The organism is Streptomyces sp. NBC_01723 (genome assembly GCF_036246005.1).
In the GTDB taxonomy this organism is placed as follows: Bacteria; Actinomycetota; Actinomycetes; order Streptomycetales; family Streptomycetaceae; genus Streptomyces.
Genome location: NZ_CP109171.1, coordinates 3,531,719 through 3,558,418 on the forward strand (window position 1 = coordinate 3,531,719; position 26,700 = coordinate 3,558,418).

The window sequence follows — 26,700 nt, forward strand, 5'->3', positions numbered from 1 at the left end:
GCCGCGCGGGGCGGCGGGCCGGGCCGCCGTCCGGCATGCCGGACGGACGGTCGGTCCCGCCGCCCCGCGCGGACCTGCGGCTCCCGTGACCGGGCTTGGGGACTGGCGGTGCGGCTGTGCGGTACTGCGTGTGCGTCACTGCGGTGCGGTGCGGCTCAGTGGGCCACCGCACGCGCCATGGATCCGTGGCGTGGTTGCGCCGGAACACCGCGGGCGGGTTCCGGAGCGGGCCTGCCACCCGGTCCGGCGGCCTGACGGCCGGCCGGGGCGGCCGGAGCGCGGCGCGGCTGCGCCCCCGCACCGTTCTGAACGTCCATCACCGCGTGCGCCACCAGGCCGCCCATGGGGTCGTGCCTGATGAGGTCCCGCAGGCGGGACCGCGACGAACGTCCTTCGTTGCCCGGGTAGAGGTGCTTGCCGAGACCGACCGCGTGGGCCAGCGCGGCGAGCGCCGCGGTCCGCGGGTCCGGCGGAACGCCGGTGCGGATCGCCGAGTCGAGGCGGGCCTTGATCTCCCTGCTGATCGCCGTGTCCGTCGCCTGATAGCGAGTCGTCGGCAGCACCCCGCACATCTGGCCCTCCACGGCATGCACCATGCCGCATCGCTCCAGATGCGAGAGGTAGGTCTGGCGCAGCCCCAGGCGGGGCCCGCCAATCCAGTTGACCGCCCGTACGGGAGCGCCACGCCTTCGCAGCAACTCCAACGCGCAGTCCAGTGTTGGATCTCCTGTCGGCCGTGGTGCCACCACGGCGATACGATCCCCGTCTGGGGCTATCCGTCCGGCCAGCGCCAGCTCGACCAGCTGCGCTCCGGCCAGACCGAGGTCGAGCGACTGCGGCTGTGCGGTGGTACCCGTGGTCGGGTCCAACGCCAGCAGCAGAAGCTCCTCCGGAATTGTTCTGCGGCTCCTGCCCATCCATGCCTCCCCGCGTGGATGAGACACAGGGTGACCCCTCTCACATTGGTCTGTCGAGGGTGCGTGACCTGTTTGTAGTGGAACCAGTAGGTATGTCGTTCTCGTCTTCCGCGTGGGTTCCCCCCGTACACAGGACACTGGTAAATGGTTTCGGTACGGGATCGGCAGCGCGCACAGCACGTGCGGCGCATGGAGGAGGCATCGGTGGCGGGCGAGTCCCCCGACAGGTCGAAGCAGCGCGAGTCGTCGGAAGAACCGACGTCGGGGAGCGCGGGTCCGGTTCCCGAGGCCAGGACCGAGGCGAGCGAACGGCGTGATCCGCGGCTGGCGGTGTCGCGGGAGGACGCGAAGTCCTCGGCGTCCGCCGGGTCCGACGGCGCGGAGCGCCCGCGCGGGGGCGTCGACACGGCGACGCGGGTGCTGTCGGTCCGCGAGACGGAGACGGAAACCGCGACGGACGAGGCGGAGGAGGCCGGGTCCGCCGAGGAGGAGCCGGCCGAGGACGCCGAGGGCTCCCGGGAGGAGGAGCCGGCCGAAGGCTCCGGGACGGCCGAGGAGGCCGAGGCGACCGACGAGGCGGAGTCCGCCGACGAGGATGCCCAGGACGCCCAGGACACCCAGGACGACGACGGCGACGAGGGCGACGACGGCGACAAGGGCGACAAGGCTGAAGCGTCCGACGTCTCCGACGCGTCGGACGGCTCCGAGGAAGCGGATACGCCGGAGAAGTCCGAGAAGCCGGATACGTCGGACGCGTCCGCAACGTCCAAGGAAGAGGACGACGCCGGGGACGACGCCACCCCCAGCGACGGGCGGCTGCGGGATGCCGTCGCCGCCTGGGTGGCGACCGCGGACGAGCGGGCCGCCGCCAACGCGCGCCTGGAAGCGCCGGAGACCGACGAGGACACCGAGGGCACCCAGAAGGACGCCGAGGCCCCCGAGGAGGCCCCGGAGGCCGACGGGAAGCCCTCCGACGCCCCCGCGGAGGACACGCGTCCGGTCGACCAGCCCACCGCCGTGTTCCAGACGCGACCCGCCAAGCCCCCCGTCGACCAGCCCACGACGATGCTGAAGCTGGGCGACGTCGCCCCGGCCCCCAGGAAGTCCGACAAGGACGCCAAAGACGCCAAGGACACCGAGGGCGACAAGGCGGACAAGGGGAACAAGGGGAACAAGGCCGACGAGCCGCGCGACGTCGAGCGGACCAGCAAGTTCGTGGCGCTGCGCCATCTGGACGACCCGGCGACGCGCAAGCCGCCGGGCACCCCGAAGGCACCCTCCGAGCCCGCCGAGCCCGCCGAGCCCGCCGAGCCGCCGCGGGTCCCCCGCAACGCCCCCACCGCCGCCGTACCGCAGGTCGGTCCGGAGCGGACGACACAGCAGCCGCTGCCGCCGAAGCCGCCGCTGGACCTGCTGGCGGAGCTGACCAACACCCCGCCGCCCCCGGAGACCCCGCTGCGGACGACGGTGCGCCGGGTCAAGATCTGGACGCCGCTGGTCGTCCTGCTGCTGATCGTCTTCGCGGTGGCGCAGTCGATGCGCCCGCTGCCCGCGCCGACCCTGGACCTCACGGCGGAGGAGAGCTTCACCTTCGAGGGCGGCAAGCCGCAGATCCCGTGGCCGTCCAGCGGGCAGGCCGCGCTCGACGTGCAGGGCATCGGCACCTTCGGCTCGTCCGGCGACCAGAAGCCCGTGCCGATCGCGAGTGTGGCCAAGGTCATGACCGCGTACGTCATCCTGCGCGAGCACCCGCTCAAGAGCGGCGCCGAGGGCCCGAAGATCAAGATCGACCAGGCCGCCGAGGACCAGTCGCAGGCGGGCCAGGAGTCGACGGTCAACGTGTTCGCGGGCGACGCGATCTCGCAGCGCGAGGCCCTCGAGAGCATCCTCATCGCGTCCGCGAACAACGTGGCGCGGCTGCTCGCCCGCTGGGACGCGGGGTCCGAGAAGGCGTTCGTGGAGAAGATGAACGCCACCGCGAAGGACCTCGGCATGACCAACACCACGTACACCGACCCCTCGGGCCTGAACAACACGACCGTGAGCACCGCCGTGGACCAGGTGAAGCTGGCCAAGGCGGCGATGACGGAGCCCGCGTTCCGCGAGGTCGCCGCGATGATGTCCTACGACGACTACAAGGGCGTCAACCACTCCAACTGGAACCACCTGGTCGGCCACAACGACGTCGTCGGCATCAAGACCGGCACCACCACCTCCGCGCTCGGCAACCTCGTCTTCGCGGCCAAGAAGGACGTCGACGGCGAGACCCGGACCATCGTCGGTGCCGTGGTGCGGCAGCCGGCGGGCGGCGCGGACAACACCATCCTCGGTGCCGCGCTGGACTCCAGCGACAAGCTGATCCGGGCCGCCCAGGACACCCTGGAGTCGTCGACGATCGTGAAGAAGGGCAGCGTCGTCGGGTACGTCGACGACGGCCTCGGCGGCCGCACGCCGGTCGTCGCCACGCAGGACGTCAAGGCGGTCGGCTGGGCCGGGCTGACCGTGAAACTGACGTTCAAGGCGGACGAGGTGCCGCACACGGCGAAGGCCGGGACGAAGGTCGGCACCCTCGCGGTCGGCGACGGCGGCAGCAGCGGCGCGGTGAAGGTGCCGGTCGCCCTGCGGGACGACCTCGCCGAGCCCGGCTTCACGGACAAGCTCACCCGCGTGGGCTGACGTCGGGCCCGGTCCGGGCCCGGCCGACGCCCTCCGCGCCCCCGTGGCCGACCGGCCGCGGGGGCGTCGCATGGGGCGCCGAAAGTGAGGAAGCCACGGTGCGGGCGTGCGTGCTAGCGTCACGAAACGGGGCAGGTCGCCGGTCGCCGGAACGGGACACGGCCCAAAGCAGAAGACGGGACACGGGGAGTGCCTTCAGGTGGCCACTGCGGAGCCGACACGCGCCGACGACGCCGATTCGGGCCCGGGAGCCGGCCCTCGACCACGCGTACCCGCGCCGCGCGGGGAGGGCGACGGCCGTGACCCCGAACACACGGACGCGCAAGGGCCCCACGAGGACCGCCCGCAGGCGCCGTCCCCGATGAACGCCGCGTTCCACGCCGTGCGCGAGCGCATGCTGCGCCACCCCGTGCTGTCCGTGACCGCCCTGGCCGGCATCCTCCACGTCGTCTGGTTCTTCACGTTCGCGAACAGCGGCGGCGACCTCGCGGCACAGGACGCGTGGTCGGAGTTCGTCGGCCGGCACCCGGACTCGGCGTACAACCTCGCCTGGTACGGCGGCATGCACCCGGTGTCGTACAGCGTGGTCTCGCCGTACCTGATGTCGGTGCTCGGCGTGCGGACCACCATGATGATCGCGGGCACGGTGTCGGCGGGCCTGCTGACGATGATCCTGATCCGCAGCCGCGTGGTGCGCAATCCGCTGTGGGCCTCGCTGGCGGGGCTGTTCGGACTGCTGGGCAACGCCGCGTCGGGCCGGGTGACCTTCGGCCTCGGCATGGTGTTCGGCCTCGGCGCGGTCGCCGCGGTCTTCTGCTGGCCCTACCGCTGGAGGTACGAGCGCTGGGCCAAGGGGCTGTGCGCGGCGCCGCTGGCCGCGCTGTCCACGATGGCGTCGCCGGTCTCGGGCCTGTTCGTGGGTCTGGTGGCGGTCGCGCTGTTCCTCCAGAAGCGGCGGCCGGGCGCCTGGTCGCTGGGGCTGGCCCCCGCGGCGGTCGTGGCGCTGTCGGCCTGGCTGTTCCCCTTCTCCGGCACCCAGCCGATGTCCTTCGGTTCGGCGGCCCTGCCGGTCCTGTACGCGGGCCTGGTCTACGCGTTCGTGCCGCGCACCTGGACCACCGTGCGGATCACCTCGGCGGTCTACGGCCTGGCCGTGCTGCTGGTCTGGGTGATCAGCTCGCAGATCGGCTCCAACATCACGCGCCTGGCGATGCTCTTCGCCGGGGTGGCGCTGGTGGCGGCCCTGCCGTTCACGGTGCCGAAGTCGCGCAAGTGGTACGCGCTGGTGGTCTCGCTCGTCGGCTTCGTGGTCTGGATCGGATTCAAGTCGGCCGACGACGTCATCCACACGACGCCGGCCGCCTCGTGGGCGCGGGAGTTGGCGCCGCTGGTCAACGAGCTCCAGGAGGTCGGCGCCGAGCGCGGCCGGGTCGAGGTCGTCCCGGCCCGCTCCCACCGTGAGGCCTCGGCGCTGGCGCCGTACGTGAACCTGGCCCGCGGCTGGAACCGCCAGGCCGACATGGAGCGCAACCCCCTCTTCTACGACGACACGCTCAACTCGGCGAACTACCACGAGTGGCTGCAGCGCTGGGCGGTGCACTTCGTGGTGCTGCCGAAGGACGAGCCGGACGGGGACGGCGGCGAGCGGGAGCGGGAGCTGGTCCAGCGGGGCCTGCCCTTCCTGAAGCAGATCTGGGGCGACGCCAACTGGCAGCTCTTCCAGGTGACCAACCCGACCCCGCTGGCGGAGCCCAACGCGGAGGTCCAGCGCGCCGAGCAGGGCGAGTGGACGATCGACGTGAAGGAGCCGGGCCGGATCCTGGTCCGGGTGCCGTACTCGCCGTGGCTGAGCCTGGTGGACGCCGAGGGCAACAAGCTCCAGCCGCCGCAGGAGACGGAGAGCTCCAAGAACAGCCCCGAGGGCACGCCGAAGACGTACGACAACGTGAACGGCTGCGTGACGGAGACCGAGGAGACCGCCGAGGGCGACAAGTGGACGCTGCTGGTCGCCCCCGAGGCGGGCACGTACCGGCTGGCCGCGCCGTACGGACTGCAGCGGGGCACACCGTGCCCGGAGGAGCTGAGGTAAGCCTCTGGGGAAAGGCCTCTCGGCGTTCATGTAGGTGAACCGAGGTCAGCAAGGCGAACATTTTTACTCCCTCTTGACCTTCCCCTTCCTTGTCGTGCCCGCGTCGACGCAACCACGATGAGCGGGCACTTCGCGCCCTGCCTCGCCCCTACCCGCCCCTACCCCGCTCGTGCGAAGTGCCAACCAGCTGAGCGGAGTTCACAAGGCGGACCCCGGAAGGGGGCACATGAACGGTCTCGACTGGTCCGTGCTCATCGGCTACTTCGCCGTCATGGTGGCGATCGGCGTGTGGTCGCACAAACGCGTGGACGACGTGAGCGACTTCTTCACGGCCGGGGGCAAGATGCCCTGGTGGCTGTCCGGCATCTCGCACCACATGTCCGGCTACAGCGCGGTGATGTTCACCGGCTACGCCGGCATCGCCTACACCTACGGGGTCACCTCGTTCGTGACGTGGTCGTTCCCCATCGCGCTCGGCATCGCCATCGGCTCCAAGCTGTTCGCGCCGCGCATCAACCGGCTGCGCTCACGGCTGCACGTGGCCTCGCCGCTGGAGTACCTGAAGAACCGGTACAACCTGCCCACCCAGCAGGCGCTGGCCTGGTCCGGCATGCTGCTGAAGATCGTGGACGTGGCCGCGAAGTGGGCGGCCATCGCCACCCTGCTGTCCGTCTTCACCGGCATCAGCCTCAACCAGGGCATCCTGATCACCGGCGTCATCACGGGCATCTACTGCACGATCGGCGGCCTGTGGGCGGACGCGCTGACCGAGCTGGGCCAGTTCATCATCCAGCTGCTGGCCGGCGTGGCGATGTTCGTGGCCGTGGTGATGAAGCTCGGCGACTACGGCGGCTTCTTCGGCGTCTGGGACGAGCCCGCCCTCCAGGGCCACGGACAGCCGCTGGTCGGCCCGTACGGAACGGTGTTCCTGCTGGCCTTCCTCTTCATCAAGCTCTTCGAGTACAACGGCGGCATGCTCAACCAGGCCCAGCGCTACATGGCCACCCGCAACGCCCACGAGGCCACCCGGTCGGCGCGGCTTTCGGCGGTGCTCTGGCTGGTCTGGCCGCTGGTGCTGTTCTTCCCGATGTGGATGTCGCCGCTGCTGGTGGAGTCGCAGAAGCCGGACGGTTCCGACTCGTACGCCCTGATGACCGAGCAGTTGCTGCCGCACGGACTGCTCGGCCTGGTCATCGTCGGCTTCTTCTCGCACACCATGGCCATGTGCTCCTCGGACGCCAACGCCATCGCGGCCGTGTTCACCCGGGACGTGGCACCGGTGCTGTCGTCGCGGGCGCGGGAGTGGGGGCAGCGCGCCGGACTGCTGGCGGCGCGGCTGACGACGGTGGTCTTCCTCGGGCTGTCGATGGCGGTGGCGACGCAGGTCGACTCGCCGACGTTCAAGGACATCATCACGGTCGTCATCAAGTGGGTCGCCGGCCTGATGGGCCCGATCGCGATCCCGATGATGCTCGGCCTGCTGCGGCCCTTCCGCCGCTCCGGCCCGACCGCCGCGCTCACCAGCTGGGGGCTCGGACTGCTCGCCTTCTGGCTGGTCAACTACCCGATCAGCTGGAACGTGGACGGCGGGGTGCCGCTGGAGTACCAGGTCTCCATCCCGCTGGCGGTCTCGCTGGTCCTGTACATCGTGATCGGCTACCTGAAGCCGGAGGACACCCCGGAGCGGCTGGCGATCATCGAGCGCGTCAACACCGACGACGACGGCGACGTGTCCGCCGCGACGGCCGCGATCCCGAAGCCTGCGCCCGGGGTGGGCGACGCGAAGGCGGGCAGCAGGGTGGGCGACTAGCCCCGCGCGTGTCTCTCCGACCGGTGCCCGCGACGACGGGCGCCGGTCGGAGCGGCCAGGAGGCGCCCGGCTCAGTGCACTTCCTGGATACGGATCTGGTTGCCGGCCGGGTCGCGGAAGGCGCAGTCCCGGATGCCGTACGGCTGCTCGGTCGGCTCCTGGACGATTTCGGCGTTCCCGGCCCGCAGCTTCTCGAAGGTGCCGTCGAGGTCCTTGGTGGCGAGCAGCAGCCACCCGTAGGTGCCCTTGGCCATCATCTCCGCGACGGTCCGGCGCTCGGCCTCGGTGATCCCGGGGTCGGCGGCGGGCGGCGCCAGCAGCAGCGAGATGTCCGGCTGACCGGCGGGCCCGACGGTGATCCAGCGCATCGCGCCCTGCCCCACGTCCTGCCGGACCTCGAACCCGAGGACGTCGCGGTAGAACACCAGCGACGCGTCCGGGTCGTCGTGCGGGAGGACGGTGGTGTGAATGCTGATACCCATGCGGGCCACGCTAGCGGGGCGGGGGGCGGTGTGCCCTGGTGCCGGAGGCCGGGACTCATACCAACAGACGGCATCTGTCGGTGCCGGACCTCTGCTACTTGCTCTTCTTCGCGTTGTGGCTTCGCCAGATCCCGATCGACACGACGATGACGGTGATCACGACGAGCATGATCGCGCCAGTGGGCCAGAAGCTGCTTCCACTCGCGGCGGCCAAGTCTTCTCCTTCCCGAGGCAGCCACAACCTGGCAGAGAAGCCGTACAGGTTGGCCGCCCTGCCCTCGAACACACGAACCAGGCGGGTCAGAACACGCCCCTCCGCATAGCGCTTTTCGGGCAGGCCGAAGTGGTGTCATCCGGACACACGCGGACAGGCGGCGGTCCGCGCCTGTGCAAAGCAGTGGCAAATCACGACCGAAAGTGATTGTCCGCATGCCGTCTGCTCGTCGAGAGGCGGGGCAGACGGGAGCACACGGAAGCCGGACCCGAGGTGGGGAGAGAGCGATGACCAACTTCAGCAACAGTGCGTCTGCCGCAGGCTCGCGTACCAACGGACTTGCCGTCGCCGGTCTCGCGTGCGGCGTCGTCGGCATCTTCATCCTGAACATCGTGCTCGGACCGCTGGCCATCGTCTTCGGTGCCGTCGGCCTGCGACAGGCCGGGGCGAAGGGCGGCGCCGGAATGGCGAAGGCCGCCATCGCACTCGGCATCGTCGACGTGCTGCTCTTCGTCGTGCTGATGATCGTGGCCGCGTCGAACGGCGGCTTCAGCTGGTACGTGGGCGGCTGACGCCCGTAACCGGCCGGCCAGGGGCTCCGCGCAGGACTGCTGCGCGGAGCCTCCCGCGTTCTAGGCGCGCGGGTAGCGGGCCAGCCAGCCCGGGGACGAGCCCGCCGGGCCGTGCAGGGCCGGGCCCTGGGTCATCTCCATGGCGAAGTCGTCGGCCAGTTCCAGGAGGGTCGCCCGGCCCTCCAGCTCGGCCAGCCAGGCCGGGGGCAGGGCCGTCTCGCCGTGCAGCGCGCCGAGGAGGCCGCCGGTGAGGGCGCCCATCGCCGCGGAGGGGCCGTCGTGGTTCACGGCGAGCCGCAGTCCGTGCCGTACGTCCTCGCCGACGAGGGCGCAGTACACCGAGGCGGCGACCAGTCCCTCCGCCGCGCCCTCGCCGATCAGCTCGGTCACCCGCGCCGGGGTCGGCAGCCCCTGCCGTACCGCGCCCAGCGCGTGCTGGAGCGCCTCGGTCACGGGTGGGTGCCCCGGCCGGGCGACGAGCAGGGCGAGGGCGCGCTGCACCGCCGCGTCCAGGCTCTCCCCGCGCGCCAGCCCGTGCACGATCACGGCGTACGCGCCCGCCGCCAGGTACCCGGTCGGATGCCCGTGGGTCTGCGCCGCGCACTCCACGGCGAGCTGGACGACCAGCTGCGGCTCCCAGCCGACCAGCAGACCGAACGGCGCCGACCGTGCCGCCGCCTCGGGCCCGCGCTCACCGGGGTTCTTGGGTGCCTCCGGCGTCCCCATGGTCTCGTCGCCCAGCCCGAGCAGCAGCGCGCGCGGGGCGTCCCGGCGGACGTACAGCCACTCCTCGTGGGCCAGCCAGCCGTCGTCCTTGCGCCGAAGGTCGGGACCCCAGTCGCGCTGGGTGGCGGCCCAGCGCCGGTAGGCCCGGTGCAGGTCGGTCGGCGGATGCCAGGCGCCGGTGTCCCGCCGTACCTGGGCCCGTATCAGCCCGTCCACGGAGAACAGGCTGAGCTGGGTGAGGTGGGTGACCGCACCGCGCCGACCGTAAGCGGGGGCGAGGTCGGTCAGCCCCTCCGCGCCGTGCTCCTCCCGGATCCCGTCGAGGTCCAGCCCGTCGACGGGCGCGCCGAAGGCGTCCCCGACGGCCACACCGAGCAGCGTCCCGCGCACCCGGCTGCGGAAGTCCTGCTGCTCGGCACGCCCCCAGACGGCACCGGCTGTCGCGCCCACCCGGACCTCCCCTCGGCATCGACATGGTCCGTACGTACGACGCCCAGCACTTTATTCGAAGGTGGACGGTCGCTTCAGGGGCGGAACGGTGTGGAAACGTTCACGTCATGGCATGGGGCGGGCGGCAGTGGTGAGCCGCAGAGCTTCGGCCAGAACGTCGGCGTCGACCTGTGCCGGTGTCCCCTCGCCGTGTTCGAGGTAGTCGTACTCGCCGTCCAGTGCGGCGAGACGTTCGGTCAACGGAAGGTCGTGTCCGAAGCGCTGGTGGATCCGGAAGGCCAGTTCGCGCGGCGTCAGCTCGCCGGCCAGCGTGCGGGCGGCGAGTGCTCGTACGCCGGCTTCCCGCGCGGCACGGCTGCCCGCCGGGTGGAGCGTGAGGCCCAGTTCGTCGAGTGCGGGGGGAAGGAGATCGGGGACGTCGTAATCCGCCTCCCTACGGGTGCACGCGGCCAGCATCCGCAGGGCCGGACTGTCGAGGCCGGCGACGAGCGCATCACAGGCGCTGGAGACGACGTCGACGGCTCCGACCTCGCCCATCCTCCACAGGGCGGCATGGTCCTGCAGGGCGAGTGCTGCTGCTTCGGCCGACGTCACTCGACCATGATTCCCCCCTGGGGCACCGAGGTCGAGCCGGTTTCTACGCGGCCGCGTACCCCCGGGCGCCGCCCTCGCGGCAGTCGCGGCACCGCCCCGGTCGCTGGGCGCGGAAGGCGCGTTCGCACCCGTCGCAGGTCTGGAGGGGGTCGGGGAGGCGTGGGCCGGGGGCCTCGGGGCGAGGTGCGGGCAGGAACGGAGGGAGGTCGGCGGTGAGGCGGCGCTCCAGGAAGGCCGCCGGGTGGCGGATCGGCTCCTGGGGCAGGCCGGCCGCCAGGGCCCGCTCCACCGCGCTCGCGGGGACGCCGCGCTCCAGCCACACGGTGACGGACGGGGCGAGACGGCGGACGTCCCGCTGGGTGAGCAGCAGGCGGGAGTCGTGCAGGCGCAGGCGGGTGAGCAGGTCGGACGCGGGGGTGCGGTCGGTCCAGGGAGCCGGGGTGGGGCGCGCATGCGAGGCGGCCGGAATCGCGGGCCCGAACGTAGGCGGCTCGGCGGGCGACAGTGCGGCCGCCAGGCTCGCGCGGGGCTTGTTGCGGGAGACCGTCCGGGTCACGACTCGGCCCGATTGAAGACGCTCCTTGGTGCGTGCGAGGTAGCCGTGCTCCTCCAACTCCCGCAGAGCCGCGGCGATCCGGATCTCGCCCTCGGGGAACTTCCCCGCCAGCGCCTTGATCCCGACCGGCGCCCCGGCGGGCAGCGACTGGATGTGGACGGCCAGGCCGATCGCCGTCAGGGACAGCTCGGGGTGCTGGAGGAGGTGGTTGCCGACCACGGTGAAGTTGTCGTGGTGCGGGTGGTTCTCGTGCTCGACGCCACCGGCGCGACGGCCGGACGCGGGGCGCGCGTGCGCGCTAGGGTTCTGCTCAGTCATCGGGAAGCCTCTACTTCCTCGGTGATCAGGCCCTCGCAGTGGGATGGCAGTCCCGGCGGGGGCCGAATCATGTCTGGTGTTGTTGCGGCAGACGCTGCACCATGAACGCCCCTCCGCGCCAGCCGAGTTGGTGATGTTCACTCCGGAGGGTGAGCGACGGGGGCGGCAGGGGCGGGTTCGGTTCTTTCCCCGGTTCTTTGGTCTTTGGCGTCGCGTCCGGCCGGGTCGCGTCCAGCCACGATCCGGTGGGCGGGAAGGGCCGGTTGGGCCCAGGCAGACCTCGTCGGCGACCGGGTCGTGGGTACGCGGGACCCGCTCTACTCTGTGCGGTGACGATCCCGACACCGAGGGTGACCGTGCAGGAGGGGAAGACATGGAGGACGAGGAGTCCGAGGCCGTACTCAAGACGGTCGGGCGGCAGGTCAAGATGTGGCGCGAGGCCGCCGGGATGACCCAGCCGGAGCTGGGCGCCGCGATCGGCTACGGCGAGGACCTGGTCTCCTCGGTCGAGCGCGGGCGGCGCATCCCCAAGCCGGACTTCCTGGACAAGGCCGACGAGGTCCTCGGCGCGGACGGCAAGCTCGCCACGATGAAGGAGGACGTGGAGAAGGCCCGTTACCCGAAGAAGGTGCGGGACCTTGCCAGGTTGGAGGACGAGGCGGTCGAGCTGGGGGCGTACGCCGGTCATCACATCCACGGGCTGCTGCAAACACCCGAGTACGCCCGCGCGTTGTACGCGATGCGCCGCCCGGCGTTCACGGAGGAAGAGGTCGACCGGTACGTCTCCGCCCGCATGGCGCGGAAGGCGGTCTTCGATCGCGTGCCCAGGGCCCAGCTCACCTTTGTCCAAGAAGAGGTGACACTGCGGCGCCCGCTCGGCGGCAGAATGGTCCTCCGCCAGCAGCTCGAACACCTGCTGGAGGTCGGGGGGTTGCGGCACGTCGAGATCCAGGTGATGCCGACGGCGCGGGAGGATCACGCGGGGATGGCCGGGTCGCTCCGGCTGCTGAAACTCCGGGACGGCAAGACACTCGGACACCTGGAGGCCCAACTGCACAGCCGCCTCGTCAGCGAACCCCGGGATGTCCAGGTCCTGGAAATGCGCTATGGAATGATCCGCGCGCAGGCTCTCACACCCCGTGAGTCACTGGCCTTCATCGAGAAAGTCATGGGAGAAGAGACATGACCTCCGCCCTGGAGTGGTTCAAGAGCAGCTACAGCAGCAACGACGGCCCTGATTGCGTCGAGGTGGCGATACCCCCGACCACCTCCACCATCCATGTCCGCGACTCCAAGAACCCCACCGCCGCCCGCCTCACCTTCACCGACGTCTCATGGACCGCGTTCGTGCACACCGTCACGACGGCCACCCGACGGGCGTAGTTCGTGATCCGTTAGCGGCGCGACCGTCCGGGCGATGAACGATCCCGGCCATGACGAACAAGACACGTGTCAGCATGGCCTGCGTCCTGTCGGCCGCCGCGCTCCTGACCGGCGTGGCCACCCCGGCCGCCACGGCCGCGCCCGCCGCCCTGCGCGCCGCCTACTTGAACTCCGGTTTCGCCGAAGTCGAGGACGCCTACGGCTCGTTCGCCGGGTACGAGGAGAAGGCCCTGGGTATGGACGCGCGCGAGCTGCGCCGGCTCAAGGCGGACCTCCTGGTCGGCTGAGCGCGAGCGGCATGGGGAAGGGTGGGGTCATGACCACCACCAGACACCCCCTTCCCCTGCGCCTCGCCGCCACCGTCCTCACCGGCGTCCTCGCCCTCTACATCGCCCTCGTCGCCTTCGGCAACATCACCGATTTCGGGACGAACCGGGACTTCGTGCGTCACGTCCTGGCGATGGACACCACGTTCAAGGACGACGACCTGATGTGGCGGGCGATCACCAGCAAGGGACTTCAGGACGCCGCGTACGTCGCGATCATCGTGTGGGAGACCGTGGCCGCGCTCGTACTGATCGGCGCGACCTGGCTGTGGATACGCCGGGACCAGACCACCGCGCGGCGCCTGACCACGTACGGCACCCTCATGCTGATGCTGCTCTTCGGCGCCGGGTTCATCGGTATCGGCGGTGAGTGGTTCGCGATGTGGCAGTCCGCGGACTGGAACGGGCTGGACGCGGCACTGCGGGTGTTCCTGATCAGCGCTGTCGTGCTGATCGTCGCCCACCTGCCCTCCGGCGGCGAAGAGGCTAGCCGACGACCGTGACCTTCGTGCCGGTCGTCGCGAAACCCCAGACGGCCGTCCCGTCGGCCTTGTGGAGCCGTATGCCGCCCGTCTTCGCACCGGAGGCGGGCGGGGGCGGCGAGGAGCCGTCGACGGCGTTGGAGAAGGCGACCGAGACGCCGTCCTCCTGGGCGAAGTAGACGATCTGCTCGATCTGCACCCCGTCGGAGCCGGTCGTGGCGCCCTCGACCCGGCTGCTGACGGTGTAGGTGCCCGGGTCGGGGTCGACCGTGCCGGGCCACACCGTGAACGTCCGCCGGGTGGCGTCGCTGGCGTCGATCAGCCAGACCCGCTTCTGGTCCAGCGAGTACACGACCCGCCGCCCGGTGCCGGAGCCGTCCGGCACCCGGGCCGGCGCGGTCTCCTTCGGCGACGGGTCCTTGCCGGCGGACGCCGTGGGCGACGGCCGGGTCGCCGAGGCGGTGGGATGGGGCCCCTGGTCCGCCTGCACGGCCAGGAAGGTCACCGCCGCGATCGCGCCCACGGTCAGACCGGAGACCCACGCCCATGAGGGAAGTCGGGCAGGCACGGGCACGCATCTCCTCAGCGATCATCTACGGGACCCCTGCACACCTGGGGCCAGATCATCGTACTGCGCGCCCGCCCAGCCCCTGCCCGCCCGCGCCTCAGTCCAGCACCGGCAGCAGCTCCGGCAGGTGCCCGTCCGAGTCCCGCGCCGCCCGCTGCCGCTCCTCGGGCACCGGCCCGTACAGCGTGGTGCGGGGCTTGGCCGGGCGGCCCGCCGCGTCCGCGACCGCGATCAGGTCCTTCACCGACTTGTACGAGCCGTAGGAGGAGCCCGCCATGCGGGAGATCGTCTCCTCCATGAGGGTGCCGCCGAGGTCGTTCGCGCCGGAGCGGAGCATCTCCGCCGCGCCCTCCGTGCCCAGTTTGACCCAGCTTGTCTGGATGTTGGGGATGTGCGGGTGGAGGAGCAGGCGGGCCATCGCCGTCACCGCGCGGTTGTCCCGGACCGTCGGGCCGGGCCGCGCGATGCCCGCCAGGTACACGGGCGCGTTGGTGTGGATGAAGGGGAGCGTCACGAACTCCGTGAAGCCGCCCGTGCGCTGCTGGATGCCGGCCAGGGTGCGCAGGTGGCCCAGCCAGTGGCGGGGCTGGTCGACGTGGCCGTACATCATGGTCGAGGAGGAGCGCAGGCCCAGTTCGTGGGCCGTCTCGATCACCTCGATCCAGGTGGCCGTCGGCAGCTTGCCCTTGGTCAGGATCCAGCGGACCTCGTCGTCGAGGATCTCCGCCGCCGTGCCCGGGATCGAGTCCAGGCCCGCCTCCTTGGCCGCGCCCAGCCACTCCCGGATCGACATGCCGGTGCGCGTCGCGCCGTTGACGACCTCCATCGGCGAGAAGGCGTGCACGTGCATGCCGGGGACCCGGGCCTTCACCGCCCTCGCGATGTCGAAGTACGCGGTGCCCGGCAGGTCCGGGTGGATGCCGCCCTGCATGCAGACCTCGACCGCGCCCACGTCCCACGCCTGCTCGGCGCGGTCGGCGACCTGGTCCAGGGAGAGCGTGTAGGCGTCGGCGTCGGTGCGGCGCTGGGCGAAGGCGCAGAAGCGGCAGCCGGTGTAGCAGACGTTGGTGAAGTTGATGTTGCGGGTGACGATGTACGTGACGTCGTCGCCCACCACGGACTTGCGCACGTCGTCGGCCACCTTGCACAGGGCGTCCAGCGCCGGGCCGTCGGCGTGCAGCAGGGCCAGCGCCTCGTCGTCCGTCAGCCGCGTCGGGTCGTCGGCCGCCGTGGCGAGCGCGGCGCGCACGTCGGTGTCGATGCGCTCGGGGACCATGCCGGGCGCGGCGGCCTCGCGCAGGGCGCCCCAGTCGCCGTACACCTCGTCGAAGTCGTCGCGGCGGTCCGAGGTGCGGCCCTCGGTGTCGATGGTGGTGTGCAGGTCGGTGCGGCCGGACGCGGTGAACGCCTCGTCCGGCTCCTGCCACGGACGCCCCACGACCGGCGCGTCCGGGAGCGCCAGGCCGGTCGCCGGGTCGGCGAGGGCCGCCACGTGCGGGCGCAGCCTCGGGTCCAGCCAGGGCTCGCCGCGCTGGACGAACTCCGGGTAGACGCAGAGACGTTCCCGCAATTCGAAGCCGACCGCCCGGGACTTCGCGGCGAGTTCGTCGATCTGCGGCCAGGGCCGCTCGGGGTTGACGTGGTCGATGGTGAGCGGGGAGACCCCGCCCCAGTCGTCGATGCCGGCGCCGATCAGCCGCTCGTACTCGGCGTCCACCAGGTTCGGCGGGGCCTGGAGGCAGGCGGACGGGCCCATGATGTGCCGGGCGACGGCCACCGTGGCGACCAGTTCGTCCAGCTCCGCGTCCGGCATGCCGCGCATCGCCGTGTCCGGCTTGGCGCGGAAGTTCTGGATGATCAGTTCCTGGATGCCGTGGTAGGCGCGGGAGACCTTGCGCAGCGCGAACAGCGACTCCGCGCGCTCCTCGTAGGTCTCACCGATGCCGATGAGCAGGCCCGAGGTGAAGGGGACCGAGGAGCGTCCGGCGTCCTCCAGGACGCGCAGCCGCACGGCCGGCTCCTTGTCCGGGGAGCCGTGGTGCGGGCCGCCGGGCTCGGACCACAGCCGGGTCGCCGTCGTCTCCAGCATCATGCCCATGGACGGCGCCACCGGCTTGAGCCGCTGGAAGTCCGTCCAGGACAGCACGCCGGGGTTGAGGTGCGGGAGCAGGCCCGTCTCCTCCAGGATGCGGACGGAGATGGCGCGGACGTACGCGATCGTGTCGTCGTACCCGTGCGCGTCGAGCCACTCGCGGGCCTCGGGCCAGCGGTCCTCGGGCTTGTCGCCCAGGGTGATGAGGGCTTCCTTGCAGCCGAGGGCGGCGCCCTTGCGCGCGATGTCGAGCACCTCGTCCGGCGACATGAACATCCCGTGCCCCGCCCGGCGCAGCTTGCCGGGGACGGTGACGAACGTGCAGTAGTGGCACTTGTCCCGGCACAACCGGGTCAGCGGGACGAAGACGCTCTTCGAGTACGTGATGACGCCGGGCCGCCCGGCCGCCTCCAGGCCCGCGTCCCGGACCCGGGCGGCGGACGCGGTCAGGTCGTCGAGGTGCTCGCCGCGCGCCTGGAGCAGCACGGCGGCCTCGGACACGTCCAGGGCGACGCCGTCCCGCGCGCGTTTGAGGGCGCGACGCAGGGAGTTCTCGGTGGGGCCGGCCTGGTCGGCGGGTCCGGTTCCGGAGGTCGCGGAAGTCGTCATCCTTCGAGCATACGAGCGGGGTGATCGTGACGCGGAGCACATCCGGAGCGCCCCACCGGGAGGATTCCGGCTCGCTATGCGCGTACCCCCTTCTCTTGCACGGGAGTTCACGGCTCAATACGAGGGTTGCACGCACCACCACTGCACCACCGATGTCATGTCACTGACGACGCAGGGAGCAGCAGCATGTGCGAGGACGACCACGCCGGGATCGGCAGACGCGCGGTGTTCGTGACGGGAGCCGCCGCCGCGCTTACGTTGGGAAGCGTGAGCTTCGCCTCGGCGGCACCCCGGGAAGAGCGGAGGAGAACCGTGCGCGGCACCCTGCCGCCGGGCTCCCCCGACTTCGTCTACGTCCCCGTCGAAGTCCCGGCCGGGGTGCGCGAGATACACGTCGCCTACACCTACGACCGCCCCACCGTCCCGGCCGGCACCCAGGGCAACGCCCTCGACATCGGCCTCTTCGACGAGCGCGGCACCGAGCTGGGCGGCCGCGGCTTCCGGGGCTGGTCGGGCGGGGCGCGCACGGAGTTCTTCGTCCGGGCGGACGACGCGACGCCGGGGTACCTCCCGGGGAGGATCCGGCCGGGCACCTGGCACGTCGCCCTCGGCCCGTACACGGTCGCCCCGCAGGGCCTGTCGTACGAGGTCACGATCACACTGACGTACGGCGAGCAGGACGAGACCCCCCGCCCGGTGTACCCGCCCGAGCGGGCCCGGGGACGGGGCCGTGCCTGGTACCGGGGCGACTGCCACCTGCACTCCGAGTACTCCGACGGCCGCTACACCCTCGCCGAGATCGCGGAGCTGGCCCGTGCGGCGGGCCTGGACTTCATCAACTCCTCCGAGCACAACACCCACTCGGCCCACGCGCACTGGGCCGACCTCGCCGGGGACGACCTGCTGATCCTGCTCGGCGAGGAGGTGACGACCCGCAACGGCCACGTCGTCGCCCTCGGCACCGACCCCGGCACCTTCGTCGACTGGCGCTACCGGGCCCGGGACAACCGCTTCGGCCGTTTCGCCCGGCAGATCCGCCGCGCGGGCGGCCTGGTCGTCCCGGCCCACCCGCACGCCACCTGCATCGGCTGCAACTGGAAGTTCGGCTTCGGCGAGGCCGACGCGGTCGAGGTGTGGAACGGCGCCTACACGCCCGACGACGAGGTGGCGCTTGCCGACTGGGACGGCATGCTGGTCGCCTCGGTGCGGGACGGCGGCCGGAGCTGGATCCCGGCGATGGGCAGCAGCGACTCCCACCGCTCCCCCGACGTCATCGGCCGCCCGCAGACCGTCGTCCTCGCCGACGACCTGACGCGGGAGGCGATCCAGGAGGGCATCAAGGCCGGCCGGTCCTACGTCGCCGAGTCGTCGCGGCTGTCGCTGGCCTTCACCGCGTCCGGCGGCCGGGGCGAGCACGCCGGGATCGGTGAGCGGCTGCGCGTGGACGGCGACACCCCGGTCACCGTCCGCCTGGAGGTGACCGGCGCCCCGCGCTGCACGGTGCGCCTCGTCACCGACCAGGGGGTGCTGTTCACCAGCGACCCGCTGCCGGTGTCCGGTGCGGGCGTCGTGGAGTGGCGGACGACCGCCTCGTACGCGGCGTACGTACGGGCCGAGGTACGGCACGAGGCGGCGGCCGGTCCGCTGCCGGGGGCGCTGGCGGCGTTCACCAACCCGGTGTTCCTGGGGCCGTAGCCGCCCCCGGCGTTCCCGCGGCGGGGGCCGCCCCTCCGTCGTCGAGGTCGGCTACGACCGCCGCGTGGTCGGAGGGGCGGACGCCGTCGACGGGGCGGTCGCCGGCCCGCCGTACCGCCCGGACCCGGCCGAGACCGCCGGGTCCGGGCGGGCCCACGTACACGTGGTCGATCCGCGCGCTCAGCCCGCCCGGCCCGTCGGGGTCCCCCGGGCCCCAGGTGCCGGAGGGCAGGCCGGGCCCGGCGTGCAGCCAGGCGTCGTGGAGCCGCGCCGTACGCAGGGGGCGCACCTCCGGGGACTCGGGGAGGGCGTTGAAGTCACCGGTGACGACGGCCGGGAAGCCGGTGCCGTGCCGGTGCGCGGCGACGAACTCCACCAGGGCCGCGACCTGTGCGCGCCGCGCCTCGGAGGCTCCGGCACCCGAGTTGAGGTGGACGGTGCAGAAGGACACCTGGTGACCGGGCGCGTCCAGCCGGACGTGGAACGCCAGCCGCCCGTCGTCGACCTCGTCGGGGGCCGGCAGCCGCAGCACCGCGCGCTCCACGACGGGCCAGCGGCTGAGCACCGCGGTGCCGATGCCGACCGAGCCGTCCCCGATCCGCCGCTGCCACCGCTCGGGCGCGGGCGAGGGCGCCCAGGCCCAGTGCAGGCCGAGTTCCCGCGCCAGCCACCCGGCGAGGTTCTCGCCGTCGTCGGCGGCCCACACCTCCTGGAGCCCGACGACATCGGGCCGCAACTCCCGCAGCACGGCGAGGATCGCCTTCTGCCGGTCGGCCCACGCCCCGAACCGCCACCACAGATTCCACGTCACCACACGCACACCCGCACCACCCGTCCGTCCGCCACGCCCGCCCCGCCCGTCCCCCAGAGGTTTTCCGGGAACATGGAGACACAAGAGTCGGAAGGGTGAACGAAGGATGTCGATGTCGTCCAACGCCGAGAGGCCGCCCAAGGCCGAGAAGAAGTACCGGGCCGTCACGGCCTTCCAGCGCCGCCTCAACGCCGTCGTACGCAGACTGCCCGGCCAGACCCTCCTCGAGACCACCGGCCGCGTCTCCGGCCTCCCCCGCCGCACACCGGTCGGCGGACGCCGGGTCGGCGACGACTTCTGGCTGGTCTCGGAGTTCGGCGAACGGTCCCAGTACGTCCGCAACATCCGCGCCGACCCGCGCGTCCGGGTACGCCTCCGCGGCCGCTGGCACCAGGGAACGGCCCATCTCCTCCCCGACGACGACCCACTCGCCCGCCTGCGCCGGCTCCCCCGCCTCAACAGCCTGGCGGTACGGGCGATGGGGGTGGGGACGGGGCTGCTGACGGTGCGGGTGGAGCTGGAGGGGGAGGGGTCAGGGAGCAGGTGAGAACCTTGTGATCGGCGTCTCCCACGGCTGACGTGGTCGGCATGAACAAGGCAAACTGGCCTGGTTGCTCAGGATGTCTAGGGGGACGACGGCATGGACGGTGGACCGCGGGTTCCGGAGCAGCGGCGTCCCGGAACCCCGGCGGAACCGGACGGGTCGGCCGCGCTCCGGTTCGGCGTGCTCGGACCGGTGCGGGCCTGGCGGGGCGAGGGGGCGCTGGCCACCGGCTCCCCGCAGCAGCGCGCGCTGCTGGCCGCGCTGCTGCTCCGCGAGGGCCGCACGGCGACGGCGGCCGAACTGATCGACGCCCTGTGGGGCGAGGAACCGCCGTCGCAGGCGCTGGCGGCGGTGCGGACGTATGCGTCCCGGCTGCGGAAGATCCTGGACCCCGGGGTCCTGGTGAGCGAGTCCGGCGGGTACGCCGTGCGCGGTCTCGCCGAGGGGGCGCTGGACCTCGCGGCGGCCCAGGACCTGGCCACCGGCGCCGAGAAGGCGCGGACCGCGGGGGACCTGTGCCACGCCCGTGACCTCCTGCGCCGCGCGCTCGCGCTGTGGGACGGCGAGGTGCTGGCGGGCGTTCCGGGACCCTACGCGGAGGCGCAGCGCGTCCGTCTTGAGGAGTGGCGGCTGCAACTCCTCGAAACCTGCCTGGACATGGACCTGGAGCAGGGCTGCCACGCGGAGGCGGTCTCGGAGCTGACGGCGCTCACGGCGGAGCACCCGCTGCGGGAGCGCCTGCGCGAGCTGCTGATGCTGGCCCTGTACCGCAGCGGCCGCCAGGCGGAGGCCCTCGCGGTCTACGCGGACACGCGGCGCCTGCTCGCCGACGAACTCGGCGTCGACCCCCGCCCCGGCCTCCAGGAACTCCAGCAGCGCATCCTCCAGGCCGACCCCGGCCTCGCCGAACCGTCGGCCCCGGCCGCGGAGACGGTGCCGTCCCCCGTACGTCCGGCGCAGCTCCCGGCCACGGTGTCCGACTTCACGGGCCGGGCCTCCTTCGTGCGCGAGCTGAGCGACGTACTGTCCTCCGCGTCCGGGGACGGGAGCGGGAACTCCGGCCGCGTGATGGCGGTCTCCGCGCTGGCGGGCATCGGCGGCGTCGGCAAGACCACCCTCGCCGTGCACGTCGCCCACCAGGCGCGGGCCGCCTTCCCGGACGGGCAGCTGTACGTCGACCTCCAGGGCGCGGGCGCGCGGGCGGCGGAGCCGGAGACGGTGCTGGGCTCGTTCCTCCGCGCCCTCGGTACGGCCGACTCGGCCATCCCCGACTCCCTGGAGGAGCGCGCCGCCCTCTACCGCTCCGTGCTGGACGGGCGCCGCGTCCTCGTCCTCCTCGACAACGCCCGTGACGCCGCGCAGGTACGGCCGTTGCTGCCCGGCACGGAGGGCTGCGCGGCGCTGGTGACGGCGCGGGTGCGGATGGTGGATCTCGCCGGGGCGCAGCTGGTCGACCTGGACGTGATGTCCCCGGAGGAGGCGCTGGCCCTCTTCACGAAGATCGTGGGCGAGGAGCGGGTGGCCTCGGAACGGGAGGCGGCCCTGGACGTGGTCGGCGCGTGCGGCTTCCTGCCGCTGGCGATCCGCATCGCCGCGTCCCGGCTCGCGGCCCGCCGCACCTGGACGGTCTCGGTCCTCGCGGCGAAGCTGGCGGACGAGCGTCGCCGGCTTGACGAACTCCAGGCCGGTGACCTGGCCGTCAAGGCCACCTTCGAGCTGGGCTACGGCCAGTTGGAGCGCGCCCAGGCCCGCGCCTTCCGCCTCCTCGGCCTGGCCGACGGCCCGGACCTCTCCCTGGCGGCCGCGGCTGCGGTGCTGGACCTCCCCGTGGACGACACGGAGGACCTCCTGGAGTCCCTGGTCGACACGTCCCTCCTGGAATCGGCGGCCCCGGGCCGCTACCGCTTCCACGACCTGGTCCGCCTCTACGCGCGTGCGTGCGCGGAACGGGACGAGCAACCGCCGAGCGAGCGGGGGGCGGCGATGTCGCGGTTGCTGGACTTCTATCTGGCTACGGCGGCGGGGGTGTACGCGATCGAGCGGCCCGGCGATCGGCTGGTGGACCACTTGGAGGTGACCAAGTATCCCGGCCTTCGCTTCGCCGACGGTCCGGCGGCGCTGGACTGGCTGTACACCGAGTCCTCGGCCTTGCTGGCATGTGTACGCCAGGCCGCCGGGACGGAGAGGCTGCGCCGTGCCGTCGATCTCCTGTGGGCCGCGAGGGACCTGGCGGAGTCCGGCGCCAACTCGCGCCAGTACGAGACGACGGCAGTGGCCGTGCGCGAAGCGACGCAGGCCGTGGGTGACACCCGCGCGGAGGGCAGGGCGCGTATCGCACTCACCGGGTTCCTGCTGGTGTCCGGCCGCATCCAGCAGGCCTCGGAAGAGGCGCGTCTCGCCATGGAGCGGGCAACTGCCGCGGCGGACCCCACCGCCGCGAGCTGGGCTGCACAGGACTGCGGTCTCATCGCCCTGCATCAACACCGCTACTCCGACGGCAAGGTGTTCTTCGACCAGGCCATCGAGGGTTTCCGGGCCGCTGGTAACGGCCTGTGCGAGGCGACCGCCCTGTGCAATCTCTCGCGCGCCTACATGGGGATGGGCAACACCGCCAAGGCCATCGAGTTCGCGCAGAACGGCCTTGCCGTGCACGTCCAGGTCGGCAGCACCATGCGCCTGGCCAACGGGCACTACGCCCTCGGCGTCGCCTACGTGACAGCCGGCCGTCACATCGACGCTCTCGCGCAGTTCTCGCAGGCCCTGACCATCTTCGTGGACCACAGGCAGCGGCTGTGGGCGGGCACCACCCACTTCAGGATCGCCGAGACCCACCTGACGGCCCACCGTCCCGGTCCGGCCGCACAGCACGCCGAACAGGCCCTGGCCCTTGGCTGCATCGGCGGTGACCAGATGCGCGGCAACGTGCTGAAACTCCTCGGGCATTCCCTGAGCGGCCTCGGCGAGGTGGACCGGGGACAGGCGTGCTGGCGCGAGGCGCTCAACCTCTACGAGGCCAACGGCTCCCCGGAGGCGGACGCCGTACGAGCCCTGCTGAAGCCCGCGACGGCGGCCTGAGCCGGCTGACAGGGCCGTTCAGCATTCGTTTATCGCCCTCCGTCACGCTCGTTCCTGTCACGCCGTCGCGTCGGGGGGCAGACGGGTGACCAGCGAGCCGACGGGTTAGTGTGCGGCTCCGAACGCCCGTCCGGTGGCCCTCGGGGGAGCTACCGGACGGGCTTTCCTCACTCGTTCAACTTCACGGAGGAGCAAGCACATGAGCGACAAGAAGGAAGAAGCGGTCGCCACTCCGCAGGACAACAACATGCCCGCGCCGCCGGCCTCGGACGAGACCGTCACCACGCAGGACAACAACATGCCTGTCCCGCCGGCCAAGGACGCCATCCAGACGATGGACAACAACATGCCCACCCCGCCCGCCCTGGACCGGGACGGCAAGTAGACCTTCTTCCCGCACGGGGGAATCGGCCGCGGCGGCGCGGAGGGGAGCCGCCGCGGCCGTGGTCGTTCAAATGCGTCGACAGCGCGCGTCGCGACCCGGCAGAGTGGTCGCCCGTGACGAGCAGTGAGCTGTGGAGCCGCGCGACCGCCGACCGCTACGACGCCGAGGAGGCCGAGAACTCCTCGGCCGCCGTCCTCGGACCGACTCTCGACTTCCTCGCCGGGCTCGCCGGAGACGGCCGGGCCCTCGAATTCGCCATCGGAACGGGCCGCGTGGGCGTCCCGCTCAGGGAACGCGGCGTACCGGTGGCGGGCATCGAACTCTCCGAGCACATGGCCGCGATGCTGCGGCGGAAGACCGACGAGGACACCCTCCCGGTGACCATCGGGGACATGGCGAAGACCGTCGTCCCCGGCGAATTCGCCCTGGTCTACCTCGTCTACAACACGATCACGAACCTGCTCACCCAGGACGAGCAGGTCGAGTGCTTCCGCAACGCCGCACGCCATCTGCGCCCCGGCGGCCGGTTCGTCATCGAGCTGGGCGTGCCGCCGCTGCGGCGCCTGCCGCCCGGTCAGATCGCGGTGCCGTTCGACGTGTCCGACCGGCACCTCGGTTTCGACACCTTCGACCTGGTCGAGCAGATCCTCGTCTCGAACCACTTCACCCGCGACGAGAACACCGGCCAGTACCGCCGCGACAACTCCCGGCACCGGTACGCCTGGCCGGCCGAGCTGGACCTGATGGCCCGGATCGCGGGGCTCGAACTGGAGCGCCGGGTCGCGGACTGGGACGGCTCGCCGTTCGTCCAGGACTCCGACAAGCACATCTCCGTCTGGCGCAAGCCGGCCTGAGCGCGCCTCGGATCAGGTGGTCCGGGCCGTCCCCGTCCCCTTCTCCGCGTCGAGGGCGTACACGCAGCGGTCCTTGCTGCACGCGTAGACGATGCCGTCGCGGACGACCGGGGAGCCGGTGATCTCGCCGCCGGTCGCCAGCTTCCAGCGCAGGCGGCCGTCGTCGGCCTTCAGGGTGTACAGCAGGTGGTCCGTGGAGCCGAAGTGGATGCGGCCCTCGGCGACCGCGGGGGCGCCCACGATGTCGCCGCCCGCCTGGAAGCGCCACTTGGGGGTGCCGGTGACCGCGTCCAGGGTGTAGAGGCCCTTGCCGCTGCCCACGTGGACGTGGCCCGCCGCGACCAGGACCGGGTCGGTGGAGGAGCGGGCCTCCGTCGCGATGCGCCAGCGGTCGCGGCCGTCGGTGGCGTCGAGGGCGTACACCGTGCCGAGGTAGTCGGCGAGGTAGACGCCGCCGCCGGTCACCGCGGGGCCGGGGACGAAGGCGGGCGGGGCGAGGAAGACCGCGGGGGCCTCGAAGTGCCAGCGGACGTGGCCGGAGGCGACCTCCAGGGCGAGGACCCGGGTGCCGGCCGCGACGTAGACGTATCCGTCGGGTGCCTGGGTGACACGGACGGGGACGCCGCCGCAGGAGGCCGCGTCGCCGATGGGGTACGACCATCTCTCCTCGCCGGTGCGCGCGTCCAGGGCGCGCAGCCGGGCGTCCTGCCAGACGTACACCGTGCCGTCGTGGAGGGCGGCGCCGGCCTCCGGGGACTCGAAGTCGGTCTGGGCGCCGGTGATCTCCCAGAGTTTCTGGCCGCCGGAGGCCTCCCACCCCTGGACGCCGCCGCCGCGGGTGGCGGTGACGACGGTGCCGCGGTCGGCCTGGAGGGAGTACACCCAGGCGTCGGTCTGGACGCGCCAGAGGTCGCCGCCCTCGCGGGCGTCGAGGGCGAACAGGGTCGGGCCGTCGGAGGCGTGGATACGGCCGTCCGCGACCGCCATCGACCAGGCGACGTCCCGGGTCTTGAAGCGGCGGCGTCCGGTGGCCACGCCCAGGGCGTGCACCTCGAAGGAGGTGACGTAGACGAGGTCCTCGGCGACGCGGGGGGTGCCCCAGACGTCGTTGGACATGCGGAAGCGCCAGGGGCGCCAGCCGGCCGGTGACGCCTCGGGCGGCGCGGCGGCGGCGGGCACGGGCGGGGCGGCCGGCAGCGCGGGGTCGGCACCGTTGACGCCGGGGCGCACGCGGGACCAGGAGGCGGTGAGGGCGGACTCCGGCGGGGGTGCCGCGACGGCGGCGGCGCGCATGTCGGCGACGCGCGGGCCGGGGCCGATGGGCACCGACCCGCCGGCCAGCCGGACCGGTCCGGCGTCGGGTGCGCCGACGGGCGCGGGGACGGACGGTCCGCGCGTGGGCGGCGCCGGTACGACGGGGTCGTGCGCGGGCGGCGGCGGCAGCTGGGGCGCCGGAACGGCCGGGCGGGCGCCGGACGGGCCCGGGCCGCGTCCGCCGGAGGGGGCGGGCCTGACCGGGGGGCGGCCACCCCGGCGGCCCTCGATCAGGCTGACCGCACGCTCGGGCAGCCACGCCGACGCCGTACCGCTGTCGTCGGAGCCGGAGCCGAAGAGGTGCGGGGCGAGCTGGGCCTGGAGGTCGGCGGGGTTGGGGCGGCCGGTGGCCTCCATCTGCATGCAGGACTCGATGAGCGGACGCAGCTCGTCCGGGAGTCCTTCGAGGTCGGGGCCCTCGCGCAGCAGCATGAAGACGGTCTCGACCGGGTTGGCCCCGTGGAAGGGCGGGTGCCCGGTGGCGGCGAAGACCAGCATCGAGCCCAGCGAGAACACGTCGCTGGCGCCGGTGACGCTGCGGGAGTCCTTCGCCTGCTCCGGGGACATGTAGGCGGGGGTGCCGACGGCGACGTTCGTCATGGTCAGACGGGTGTTCGAGACGCCGGACGCGATGCCGAAGTCGATCACGCGGGGGCCGTCCTCGACGACGAGGACGTTGGAGGGCTTGAGGTCGCGGTGGACCAGGCCCGCGCCGTGGATGGACTGGAGCGCCTCCGCGACGCCCGCCGCCAGCCAGCGCACCGCCTGGGCCGGGAGCGGCCCGCACTCGTTCACTATCTCCTCGAGGGAGGGCGCGGGGACGTACGCGGTGGCCAGCCACGGCACCGCGGCGCGCGGGTCGGCGTCGACCACGGCCGCCGTGTAGAAGCCGGAGACCGCGCGGGCCGCCTCGACCTCGCGCGTGAAGCGGACGCGGAAGAGCTGGTCCTCCGCCAGTTCCGTGCGCACCGTCTTGATCGCCACGCGCCGCCCGGACGCCGAGCGCGCGAGGAAGACCAGCCCCATGCCGCCGGCCCCGAGCCGGCCCAGCACCTCGAACGGCCCGATCCGCCGCGGATCGTGCTGCATCAGCTGATCCACCACTTGCCTGCCCACCTCCCCGTACGGGCCGCGCCACCCACTTATGTACGCGACCGA

The 26,700-nt window shown here is 72.4% G+C and carries 22 protein-coding genes; 13 read left to right on the top strand and 9 right to left on the bottom strand.

Annotated elements, in window-relative coordinates; genetic code table 11:
- Positions 1–155 precede the first annotated feature (155 nt).
- On the bottom strand, positions 156–917 hold the full coding sequence (locus tag OIE75_RS16165) for a GOLPH3/VPS74 family protein (protein ID WP_307013081.1): 762 nt from the start codon (positions 915–917) through the stop codon (positions 156–158).
- Between the two features lie 144 nt (positions 918–1,061).
- Here OIE75_RS16165 and OIE75_RS16170 point away from each other — a divergent pair, with 144 nt between their 5' ends.
- From OIE75_RS16170 to OIE75_RS16180, 3 genes are all read left to right on the top strand, one after another.
- The gene (locus tag OIE75_RS16170; protein ID WP_443078364.1) at positions 1,062–3,593 is read left to right on the top strand and encodes a D-alanyl-D-alanine carboxypeptidase; all 2,532 of its coding nucleotides are present in this window, start codon (positions 1,062–1,064) and stop codon (positions 3,591–3,593) included.
- Between the two features lie 199 nt (positions 3,594–3,792).
- Positions 3,793–5,682 (top strand): MFS transporter, encoded by a 1,890-nt coding sequence (locus OIE75_RS16175; protein ID WP_307013085.1) that lies wholly within the window; start codon positions 3,793–3,795, stop codon positions 5,680–5,682.
- Between the two features lie 226 nt (positions 5,683–5,908).
- The gene (locus tag OIE75_RS16180) at positions 5,909–7,492 is read left to right on the top strand and encodes a sodium:solute symporter family protein (protein WP_329471305.1); all 1,584 of its coding nucleotides are present in this window, start codon (positions 5,909–5,911) and stop codon (positions 7,490–7,492) included.
- Positions 7,493–7,563: 71 nt separating this feature from the next.
- Here OIE75_RS16180 and OIE75_RS16185 read toward each other — a convergent pair whose 3' ends face one another.
- On the bottom strand, positions 7,564–7,974 hold the full coding sequence (locus OIE75_RS16185; protein WP_234957176.1) for a VOC family protein: 411 nt from the start codon (positions 7,972–7,974) through the stop codon (positions 7,564–7,566).
- A gap of 501 nt (positions 7,975–8,475) precedes the next feature.
- On the opposite strand from OIE75_RS16185, the gene OIE75_RS16190 reads away from it, so the two are divergent.
- The gene (locus tag OIE75_RS16190; RefSeq protein WP_307013091.1) at positions 8,476–8,760 is read left to right on the top strand and encodes a DUF4190 domain-containing protein; all 285 of its coding nucleotides are present in this window, start codon (positions 8,476–8,478) and stop codon (positions 8,758–8,760) included.
- 60 nt (positions 8,761–8,820) lie between these two features.
- On the opposite strand, the gene OIE75_RS16195 is transcribed toward OIE75_RS16190, so the two are convergent.
- From OIE75_RS16195 to OIE75_RS16205, 3 genes are all read right to left on the bottom strand, one after another.
- Entirely contained in the window at positions 8,821–9,936 is a 1,116-nt protein-coding gene (locus tag OIE75_RS16195; protein ID WP_329471306.1) for an ADP-ribosylglycohydrolase family protein, read from the bottom strand.
- Between the two features lie 105 nt (positions 9,937–10,041).
- Entirely contained in the window at positions 10,042–10,530 is a 489-nt protein-coding gene (locus tag OIE75_RS16200) for a hypothetical protein (protein WP_329471307.1), read from the bottom strand.
- Between the two features lie 43 nt (positions 10,531–10,573).
- Complete coding sequence (locus OIE75_RS16205) at positions 10,574–11,404, bottom strand: helix-turn-helix domain-containing protein (RefSeq protein WP_329471308.1); 831 nt, start codon at positions 11,402–11,404, stop codon at positions 10,574–10,576.
- Positions 11,405–11,777: 373 nt separating this feature from the next.
- Here OIE75_RS16205 and OIE75_RS16210 point away from each other — a divergent pair, with 373 nt between their 5' ends.
- Genes OIE75_RS16210 through OIE75_RS16225 form a run of 4 tightly spaced genes read left to right on the top strand, consistent with a single transcriptional unit; the run spans position 11,778 to position 13,616 of the window.
- A complete protein-coding gene (locus OIE75_RS16210) occupies positions 11,778–12,590 on the top strand; it encodes a helix-turn-helix domain-containing protein (RefSeq protein ID WP_307013099.1) in 813 nt (270 codons plus the stop codon).
- Complete coding sequence (locus tag OIE75_RS16215) at positions 12,587–12,787, top strand: DUF397 domain-containing protein (protein WP_307013101.1); 201 nt, start codon at positions 12,587–12,589, stop codon at positions 12,785–12,787. The genes OIE75_RS16210 and OIE75_RS16215 overlap by 4 nt, the downstream gene beginning before the upstream one ends.
- A 50-nt stretch (positions 12,788–12,837) precedes the next feature.
- The gene (locus OIE75_RS16220) at positions 12,838–13,074 is read left to right on the top strand and encodes a tyrosine-protein phosphatase (protein ID WP_329471309.1); all 237 of its coding nucleotides are present in this window, start codon (positions 12,838–12,840) and stop codon (positions 13,072–13,074) included.
- Positions 13,075–13,103: 29 nt separating this feature from the next.
- Positions 13,104–13,616, top strand: coding sequence for a DUF2165 domain-containing protein (locus tag OIE75_RS16225; protein WP_307013104.1), 513 nt, complete (start codon positions 13,104–13,106; stop codon positions 13,614–13,616).
- On the opposite strand, the gene OIE75_RS16230 is transcribed toward OIE75_RS16225, so the two are convergent.
- Both OIE75_RS16230 and OIE75_RS16235 read right to left on the bottom strand, forming a co-directional pair.
- Positions 13,600–14,163, bottom strand: coding sequence for a hypothetical protein (locus OIE75_RS16230; protein ID WP_329471310.1), 564 nt, complete (start codon positions 14,161–14,163; stop codon positions 13,600–13,602). The two genes, OIE75_RS16225 and OIE75_RS16230, sit on opposite strands and share 17 nt — an antisense overlap.
- Before the next feature lie 97 nt (positions 14,164–14,260).
- The gene (locus OIE75_RS16235) at positions 14,261–16,864 is read right to left on the bottom strand and encodes a bifunctional FO biosynthesis protein CofGH (protein ID WP_307013108.1); all 2,604 of its coding nucleotides are present in this window, start codon (positions 16,862–16,864) and stop codon (positions 14,261–14,263) included.
- A 186-nt stretch (positions 16,865–17,050) separates the two neighbouring features.
- On the opposite strand from OIE75_RS16235, the gene OIE75_RS16240 reads away from it, so the two are divergent.
- Positions 17,051–18,559 carry a CehA/McbA family metallohydrolase gene (locus OIE75_RS16240; protein ID WP_329471311.1) on the top strand — a complete coding sequence of 503 codons (1,509 nt, stop codon included), beginning with the start codon at positions 17,051–17,053 and terminating at the stop codon, positions 18,557–18,559.
- Here OIE75_RS16240 and OIE75_RS16245 read toward each other — a convergent pair.
- Entirely contained in the window at positions 18,531–19,379 is an 849-nt protein-coding gene (locus OIE75_RS16245; protein WP_329471312.1) for an endonuclease/exonuclease/phosphatase family protein, read from the bottom strand. The genes OIE75_RS16240 and OIE75_RS16245 overlap by 29 nt on opposite strands.
- Before the next feature lie 103 nt (positions 19,380–19,482).
- On the opposite strand from OIE75_RS16245, the gene OIE75_RS16250 reads away from it, so the two are divergent.
- The 4 genes from OIE75_RS16250 (at position 19,483) to OIE75_RS16265 (ending at position 24,228) form a co-directional block, all read left to right on the top strand.
- On the top strand, positions 19,483–19,917 hold the full coding sequence (locus OIE75_RS16250; RefSeq protein WP_307013113.1) for a nitroreductase/quinone reductase family protein: 435 nt from the start codon (positions 19,483–19,485) through the stop codon (positions 19,915–19,917).
- 93 nt (positions 19,918–20,010) lie between these two features.
- Positions 20,011–22,989: an AfsR/SARP family transcriptional regulator gene (locus tag OIE75_RS16255; RefSeq protein WP_307013115.1), complete on the top strand. Its 2,979-nt coding sequence runs from the start codon at positions 20,011–20,013 to the stop codon at positions 22,987–22,989.
- 199 nt (positions 22,990–23,188) lie between these two features.
- Positions 23,189–23,374 carry a hypothetical protein gene (locus tag OIE75_RS16260; RefSeq protein ID WP_307013117.1) on the top strand — a complete coding sequence of 62 codons (186 nt, stop codon included), beginning with the start codon at positions 23,189–23,191 and terminating at the stop codon, positions 23,372–23,374.
- A gap of 113 nt (positions 23,375–23,487) precedes the next feature.
- A complete protein-coding gene (locus OIE75_RS16265; protein ID WP_329471314.1) occupies positions 23,488–24,228 on the top strand; it encodes a class I SAM-dependent DNA methyltransferase in 741 nt (246 codons plus the stop codon).
- Positions 24,229–24,240: 12 nt separating this feature from the next.
- On the opposite strand, the gene OIE75_RS16270 is transcribed toward OIE75_RS16265, so the two are convergent.
- Entirely contained in the window at positions 24,241–26,646 is a 2,406-nt protein-coding gene (locus tag OIE75_RS16270) for a serine/threonine-protein kinase (RefSeq protein WP_329471315.1), read from the bottom strand.
- Positions 26,647–26,700 lie beyond the last annotated feature (54 nt).